The sequence below is a fragment of the Protofrankia sp. Cj3 genome (assembly GCF_917627355.1).
Classification (GTDB): domain Bacteria; phylum Actinomycetota; class Actinomycetes; order Frankiales; family Frankiaceae; genus Protofrankia.
Genome location: NZ_CAKJTR010000013.1, coordinates 20,795 through 28,656 on the forward strand (window position 1 = coordinate 20,795; position 7,862 = coordinate 28,656).

At 69.7% G+C, this 7,862-nt stretch carries 5 protein-coding genes and 1 pseudogene; all 6 read left to right on the forward strand.

The annotated features are described in order from the left end of the window. On the forward strand, window positions 1–546 hold a 546-nt coding region (locus MJ783_RS03175; protein ID WP_239308398.1), incomplete at its 5' end, for a DUF4232 domain-containing protein. A 53-nt stretch (window positions 547–599) separates the two neighbouring features. Continuing rightward, on the forward strand, window positions 600–1,988 hold the full coding sequence (locus tag MJ783_RS03180) for a DNA recombination protein RmuC (protein ID WP_239308399.1): 1,389 nt from the start codon (window positions 600–602) through the stop codon (window positions 1,986–1,988). A 232-nt stretch (window positions 1,989–2,220) separates the two neighbouring features. Beyond that, entirely contained in the window at window positions 2,221–2,673 is a 453-nt protein-coding gene (locus tag MJ783_RS03185) for a DUF6542 domain-containing protein (RefSeq protein ID WP_239308400.1), read from the forward strand. Window positions 2,674–3,781: 1,108 nt separating this feature from the next. Beyond that, window positions 3,782–4,645: a glycosyltransferase family 2 protein gene (locus MJ783_RS03190; RefSeq protein WP_239308401.1), complete on the forward strand. Its 864-nt coding sequence runs from the start codon at window positions 3,782–3,784 to the stop codon at window positions 4,643–4,645. Beyond that, window positions 4,642–7,257, forward strand: a complete 2,616-nt coding sequence (locus MJ783_RS03195) for a glycosyltransferase (RefSeq protein WP_255724353.1) — start codon at window positions 4,642–4,644, stop codon at window positions 7,255–7,257. Before MJ783_RS03190 ends, MJ783_RS03195 begins: the two co-directional genes overlap by 4 nt. A 217-nt stretch (window positions 7,258–7,474) precedes the next feature. Further along, a pseudogene (locus tag MJ783_RS03200) lies at window positions 7,475–7,862 on the forward strand (hypothetical protein); the annotation flags it as partial.

Genomic DNA, 7,862 nt, shown 5'->3' on the forward strand with positions numbered 1-7,862 from the left:
GGCCACCCAATCTCCGGCCACCCAATCTCCAGCCACCCACGTGCCAGCCAGCCAGGCACCAGCCAGCCGGGCGCTGGCGACACGGCGAAGAACCCGCCCGTGATGGCGCGCTGTGTCACGCCAGGCCTGCTCCTGTCCGCCGTGCCGCCAGCCGGCGGTGGTGCCATGGGCCATCAGGGCCTCGTCCTCGTCTTCAGGAACACGACACGGAGCTCCTGCGCGCTCAGCGGCTATCCGGGTGTCGCCGCTCGCGACAGCAGCGGACGCCACCCCGTCGACGCCGCTCGCAGCACCGTCGGCTCCATCTTCCCGAGGACAGCACGATCACGGATCGTCCTGGCGCCGGGCGGCACCGTGTCCGCGGGCCTGGAATGGACCGTCGTCCCGATGGGGCCACGGGACCGTTGCCCGCGGTACGCCGGTCTCGCGGTGACGCCACCGGACGAGACACGCAGTCTGTGGCTGACCAGGCCGCTCAGCTTCTGTGGCGAGTTCCGGATCCATCCGCTGGTATCCGGCACCGACGCTGGCGGCACCGCCCAGTAGCGGCGCGGCGGTCGCGGCGAAAAGCGTCGGAGGCCTGTGATTGCCTATCGGCCATGGACGTCGCGACCACCCTGCTTCTCCTTCTCGGCCTGTTGCTGGGCGGCGCGGGCGGTTTCGCGGCGGGCCGCCGCGCTGGCGACATCCGCCTCGCGGCCCTGGCCTCCGAGCGTGACGCCGCCACCCGCGAGCGTGAACTGCTACGCCAGTCGGAACAGGCCGCGCGGGAGCGGGCAGCGCTGGCCGAGGCTGATGTCGCGGGCATGCGGACGGCGCTGGACTACGAACGGCGATCCGCGACCGAACGCCTGAACCTCGTCGAGCAGAGCCAGCAACGCCTGGCCGAGTCGTTCCAGGCCCTGTCCGCACAGGCGTTGGAGAGCGCGAGCCGCCAGTTTCTCGACCTTGCCTCCGTCCGCCTGCAGGAGGCCGGTACGCGTGCCGCCGGCGACTTCGAGCAGCGCAGGGTGGCCGTCGAGCACCTGATCAGTCCGCTGCGGGAGGTACTCGGGAAGATGGAGCACCGGCTGGCGGACCTGGAAACCGCGCGCATCGAGGCGTACGCGACTCTCGTTGAGCAGGTCCGGGGTGTCCAGCAGGTATCCGAGGGGCTGCGAACGCAGACCGCCGCCCTGGTCACGGCCCTGCGCAAGCCCCAGACTCGCGGGGCCTGGGGGGAGATGCAGCTGCGCCGGGTGGCCGAGGTCGCCGGAATGATCGCCCGCTGCGACTTCACCGAACAGCCCACCATCACCGACGGCGACGGCGTGCGGCGACCGGACATGGTCGTTCACCTGGCGGGCAACCGGAACATCATCGTGGACGCGAAGGTGCCTCTGATCGCCTTCCTTGAGGCTAGCGAGGCCCCGGACGAAACCATCCGCGACCAGCGGCTCAGCGCCCACGCACGGCATCTGCGCGCTCATGTGGACGCGCTCGGGGCGAAGGCGTACTGGCGGCAGTTCTCCGCCAGCCCGGAGTTCGTGGTGCTGTTCGTACCCGCTGAAGCCTTCCTCGCCCCCGCGCTCGAGAAGGACCCAGCGCTGCTGGAGCATGCCGCCAGGAAGAAGGTCGTCATCGCGACGCCGACCACGCTCATCGCAATGCTGCGGACTGTTGCCCACGCGTGGACGCAGGAGGCGCTCACCACCCGCACCCGGGAGATCTTCGAGCTTGGCCGGGACCTGTACACCCGCCTTGGCACCCTCGGCGAGCACGTGGACCGGCTCGGCCGTTCGATCGGCCGGACCGTGACCGACTTCAACGCCGCGGTCGGATCGCTGGAGAGCCGTGTGCTGGTACCGGCACGACAGCTTGCCGCTATGGAGGTGGTGGACAGCGTGCTGGCCACGCCTGCGCGCGTTGAATCCGGTGTACGCGCCCTGTCCGCGGCGGAGCTCGCCGGCCCCGCCGAGGCACCGCCCAGCTCGCGGCTCGTCCGCTGAACGCCACAGACATTGCCGAAAGCACGTGGAGAAACACTGAAAGTAATGTCACTAGCGTTATCACAGGGTGCGACAACTCGCCGGTGACACACGGCCCGGCTCCGGGCGGTACCTTGCCCAAGTGAGCTCGCCGCCGCCTCGCCCGTCGGCCGGTCCCCCCGACCGGGCCGGAGGCCCGACCGGACAGCGCGGACGAATCCCGGCTCGGCGAGGCGGCTCAGGCACGCCTACCGTGGTTACGGGCAGCCGGCGTGGCCTTACCGTGCTCGGAGCCGCTCTCCTGGTCCTCCTGGCCGGAACAGCCGGAGCCGCCATCGATGTGGTCCTGGCCGGCTCCCTGGGCGTGGTGTTCGGCGTTCTGTTCGTCGCCGGTTGCGTCCTGGCCGCCACCCGGGTGCATCCCGACGACCTCCTCGGCATCGTTATCACACCACCGCTCGTTTATGCGCTGATAGCCATCGGTATCGGATTTGCGCATCCGGCCGCCGGCAGCGCTGGTGGTGGAATAAAGAACAAAGTGATCAGCATTAGCTCCGATCTGATTCTTCGAGCCCCCGTGCTTCTCCTTGGGTTCTTTGCCGTCGTACTCATAGCGGTGGTCCGGGCGCGGCATGCCCGGGTCGCCCGGCGCGACCGTCAACGTGCGCTCAAGGCCACGAGGAATCGCCGTCGGCCGAGTGGTTAGGGCGTGCCCGCCGGATGGCGGCCGATGTGGGCCCGGGTATCGATCCGCGTGATTGAAGATTCATCAGGTGCGTCCTGGTTGCGGCAGTAGAAAAATCGCCCGGGAGCCTGGTCGAGGCGCCGTACAGCAAGGCAGCAGGAACGTCGTGGTCAGCTGCCCATGGCCGTCCGGTACCGTTTCCACCGTGCCGAGCAACGCGCCCCGCGAACTTCGGGAACGCCTGACCACATGGTGGGCCACCTGCCGCTGCGGCCATTTTCGTGACCATCACCGACATTACCGGCGCGGCTCGGACTGTGGGCGCTGTTCGTGCCCGGCGTTCTCCCGCGTCCGCTCTCGTCGACGCGGCTGACCGCCGCGGGGGCAGCCCGGACGCGCCGGCCAGTGTACCGCCCTGGGCACAGAAAAGATCATCTGAACGCGGCGGCTGGCACGGGAGGTGCCGGCAGCTCGGCGGACGCGGCCGCCGAGGACAGGTTTTTCTTTGTTTTCTTTATCGCCAGATAGCCAACCAAAGACCTCCGCAACATCTCCGCTGCCCCGCCGCACGCCAGCGGACCACTACTGGAACACAAGAATTCTCAGCATCATTAAACGATAAGTGACCCCGTCACACGCAGCGATGCCAACCTTCGGTGACACTTACACAACCAGTAGTGATGTCATGTGATATGTTCCCCGTGCCGAGATACACACTGTCCGATGATATAGACAGCCAGCAACAAAATGATCGTGGACGGTGCGGAACGTACAGGGGGGCAACGGTGTACGGACGCAAGGCCGAACGTCGACAAGGCTGCTGCCGTACATCAGCTGTCGAATCGGCGGCGCTCGCCCTGTAGGCACCAGCACGATCATCACTTTTCGCGCCGCCAACACCCCCGGAACACCAGCACATGAGACCTGGCACCACGAGCCAAGCCGACCGCGTCGACTCTTCGATCTCAGCTGACGACCTGACGGGCATCCCCCACGACGGCACCGCAGCCAGGGGGCATCGCGGGCGCCCCTGCGGCGTCTGTCGCGTGCCCGAGGCCGAGGCGACGCCCGAAGAGCAGGTCGGCTCCGCCACAACCTTTTCCGCCTGGCCCGAATCGGAGGATACCCGTTGTTCGAGACGTCGCGGCGTCCAGTGGCCCCCCTCTCGGTTAGCATCGTCATTCCAACGCTCAATGAGGCGAAGAACATACCTGGCGTCTTCCGGCGGCTACCGCCCGACGCGGAAATTATCCTGGTGGACGGCCGGTCCACTGACGACACCATCCGTGTCGCCTGCGAAATCCGTCCCGACACAATCGTCGTGCGCCAAACCAGACGTGGTAAAGGGAACGCTCTCGCCTGTGGCTTCGCCGCTTCCACCGGCGATTTCATCGTCATGCTGGACGCCGATGGCTCGGCGGACCCCAGCGAGATCCCTGCCTTCCTCGACGCTCTTCGCAATGGCGCGGACTTCGCCAAGGGAACACGTTTCGCCCACGGCGGCGGAAGCGCCGACATCACCCGCGCCCGGCAGCTGGGAAACCGCGCTCTGTGCTTCCTGGCCAATCGGTTGTTCGGCCAGCGTTTCACCGATCTCTGTTATGGCTACAACGCCTTCTCCCGCACGTGTCTCGCGGCGCTGGGCCTCACACCCGGCCAGCACAACGGAACTCGCCAGTGGGGTGACGGCTTCGAGATCGAGACTTTGATCATGCTGCGAGTCGCCGCGGCCGGCCTGCGCATCACCGAGGTCGGCAGCTTCGAACGCCCTCGCGTGCACGGCGAGTCAAACCTGCGAGCCAGCAGCGACGGCCTGCGGGTACTGCGCACGATCCTGTCCGAACGGCTGCACCGACGCGACCCGCTGATCGGTCAAGCGGCCGGGTGCCACTCCGCGGCATCCGCCGCTCCGCCGGCCACCGCCCTTCCCCGCCAGGCAGACGCCCCAGAGCAGCCGGACCGGGCCGGCAGCGCCTCGGCGACCTACGCATGACGGCCGTCAGCGGACGGCGGACGCAAACGGCGCCAGTTCCGGCGGCCCGCGGCCCGGCCAGTTGGCCAGACCGCGGGCGCGACGAGGAACCGGACGACGCCAGCTGGCCCGCGGCGTGCGCGTCCGTCGTCATCTGTGCCTACACCGAAGAGCGGTGGGCCGATCTGGAGCGGGCCGTGACAAGTCTTTCGGCCCAGACCGTTCCCCCCCACGAAGTCATCGTGGTCATCGACCACAATCCCAGGCTCCACCAGCGCGCGGCTGCCGGTCTGTCCGGCGTCCAGGTCGTGCTCAACAGCGGTCGCAACGGTCTGTCCGGAGCCCGTAACACCGGTATCGCGACCGCCACCGGCGATGTGATCGCCTTTCTCGACGACGATGCCGAGGCTGAACCATCATGGCTGGCAAACCTCCTGGCTCCGTATGCGGACCCGGCCGTCGCCGGTGTCGGCGGGCTGGCCGAGCCGCGCTGGCCGTCGAGCCGCCCGCCTTGGTTCCCACCGGAATTCGACTGGGTGGTCGGCTGTAGCTACCAGGGACTTCCCACTGCCAGCGCACCGGTCCGGAACCCAATCGGTGCCGGCATGTCGTTCCGGCGGATGGTCTTCGACCAGGTGGGCGGTTTCACCGACGGACTCGGCCGGCTCGGGTCCCGGCCGCTGGGCTGCGAGGAAACCGAGCTCGCCATCCGGCTGCGCGCCCATGACCCAACGATGATCATGCTTTACCAACCGCTCGCGCGGGTAAGCCATCGGGTCACCCGGGAGCGTACGACCTGGCGGTACTTCCGGGCCCGTTGCTATGCCGAAGGCCTTTCCAAAGCCGCGGTCGCCCACAGCGTCGGCCGCGATGCGGCACTCGCCAGCGAAAAGGACTACGTGCGCCGCGTGCTCCCCCGGGCGCTGTGCCGCGACCTGGCCACACCGCGGCGCTGGCCGCGTGCGGGCGTCACCGTGGCGGGCCTGGGGATCACCACAGCCGGATATGTCCATGGCCGGTGGTTGCGCTGGCGGCGTCCTGGCAGCCCAGCCCGCCTTCCTGATGAGCCAGCCCGCCTTCCTGATGAGCCGGCCCGCCGTTCTGGTGAGCCGCGCCATCAGCCGCGCGGCTGTCCATCGTCGCTGCCCGCCGCGACGGTGACCGGGCTCGCCCGGGGGCCGGCCGCTCACCTCGCGCATGCGGTCAGTGGCCGGCGAGGCCGTCAGGCGGCCCGAACCGCACCGGCAGCCACGACAGCACGGATCTGGTGCGGGGAGGTGGAACTCACCGAACCGATGGCTCTTCCCGCTGAGCTGCTCGACACCGCCGCCACGCCGTACCGCGAAGCCCGGCTTCTGATCCGCCTGCACGGCACACCGCTCGGCTTCCTGTCCGTCGATCTCGACACGGACGTCCTCGACGACCTGACGCTGCGGGCCATGGCCAGCCGCGACCTCGGCGAGGCCATCCGCGCTCACCTGGGCATCGACGGACTCGACCAGCTGCCGGGTCCGGACCCGGACCCGGAGCCACCGGCGTGCCCGGCACCGGCAGGCCCGCTGGCCGCCGGTCACGCATGCCGCCGGCTGCTCTCGGCCCCCGCGGTGAGCGTTGTGGTCTGCACCCGTGACCGGCCGGCCCAGCTCGCCGCCAGCCTGGTCTCGTTACGCGCGCTCGACTGGCCCTGGCTCGACGTCATCATCGTCGACAACGCCCCGACCGACCCGGCGACCCGAAGCGTGTTCGACGCCCAGGCCGCCGGCGACCCCCGGTTCCGGTACGTGCTGGAGCCACGGCCTGGGCTCTCCCGGGCACGCAACGCGGGCCTGACAGCGGCAAGCAGCACGATCGTCGCCTTCACCGACGACGACGTGACCGTGGACGCCGACTGGATCCGCGGCCTGGTACGCGGCTTCGAGCGCCGGCCCGATGTCGCCTGCGTCACTGGGCTCGTGGCCGCGGCCACCCTGGCAAGCCCGGCGGAACGTTACTTCGACGCCCGGGTGTCATGGGCGACGAACTGCCGGCCGGCGCTGTTCGACCTTGATCGGTCCCGGCGGCCGAGCCCGCTGTACCCCTACAGCGCGGGGGCGTTCGGCACTGGGGCAAACATGGCGTTCCGCCGCGATGTCCTGCTCGCCCTCGGTGGCTTCGACGAGGCGCTCGGCGCCGGCACCGCGTCAGCTGGCGGTGAGGACCTCGACGTCTTCGTCCGCGTGCTGCTTGCCGGGCACGCCCTGGCCTATGAGCCGGCGGCACTCGTCTGGCACAGTCACCGGGCTGAGCTGGACGCGCTGCGCCGGCAGCTTTTTGGCTACGGCACCGGGCTGACCTCGTTCCTCTGCAAATACCTGCTGGACCCAGCCACGGCCCGGGGCCTGCTCGTCGCGGTTCCCGCCGGGATTGGCCATCTGCGGACGACCCGGCGACGGACCGGGCGCGCAGTCACCGCGTCCGCTGGCGGCACGCGCGGGCCGCTGGCCGCTGGTCACCGGCTGGCCGGACCGGCCGCGTTGCCCATGCGTCGGCTCTGGTTGCGCGAACTCGCCGGTATGGCCGCGGGTCCAGCCTGTTATCTGCGGTCCCGCCACCAAGCGGCTCACGACCGGCCGCCAGCGCCAGCATGGCGGTGAACGGATGCCACCGCGGTGGCCGGGATGGCGGCCAGGGCGACAGCCAAGGCGACCACCGGGATGACGGCCCCGACGACGGGCACCGCCCGGCCCCGCTCACCAGTGACACGGCGCCCACCGCATACCCGCCCGCTGGCGGTGAGCCTGGTCCGGCCCGGTCGGCGCCGATGCCAGCCAGCTGTCATCGGCGTGACCTGATGAACACGAGGGCGGATGCATGATCGAACCACGGCGTCGATGCGCGGTGGACTGCGCCCTGCTGGCACTTGCCGCGCTGACCCTGCTGATGGCCCTCAGCGGCACGCACTCACCGGTGCGGGCCGTGCTGGCTGTGCTGGCGGCGGCGCTGCTGCCAGGCGCGGCGGCGCTGACCACCCTGCGCCTTGACGACGCGTTGACGTGGCTCGCGGTCACGGTGAGCGTGAGCCTCGCGATGCTGACCCTGCTGGCGGTGGTCACCGTCGAGGTGGGCTGGTGGAACCCCACGGCGCTGCTGCTCTGCCTTGGGCTGGCCTCCGGTGGGGTGCTCGCCTGGGATCTTCGGCGGGCGCTCGGCGAGCTCTCCGCGACGGCCCCGGATCGGCGCCGGGACCATGAACGGCACC

What these genes read in the sequence shown, in the direction of transcription:
- MJ783_RS03180 (WP_239308399.1), top strand. Translation starts at nt 600, where the DNA reads ATGGACGTCGCGACCACCCTGCTTCTCCTTCTCGGCCTGTTGCTGGGC.
- MJ783_RS03195 (WP_255724353.1), top strand. Translation starts at nt 4,642, where the DNA reads ATGACGGCCGTCAGCGGACGGCGGACGCAAACGGCGCCAGTTCCGGCG.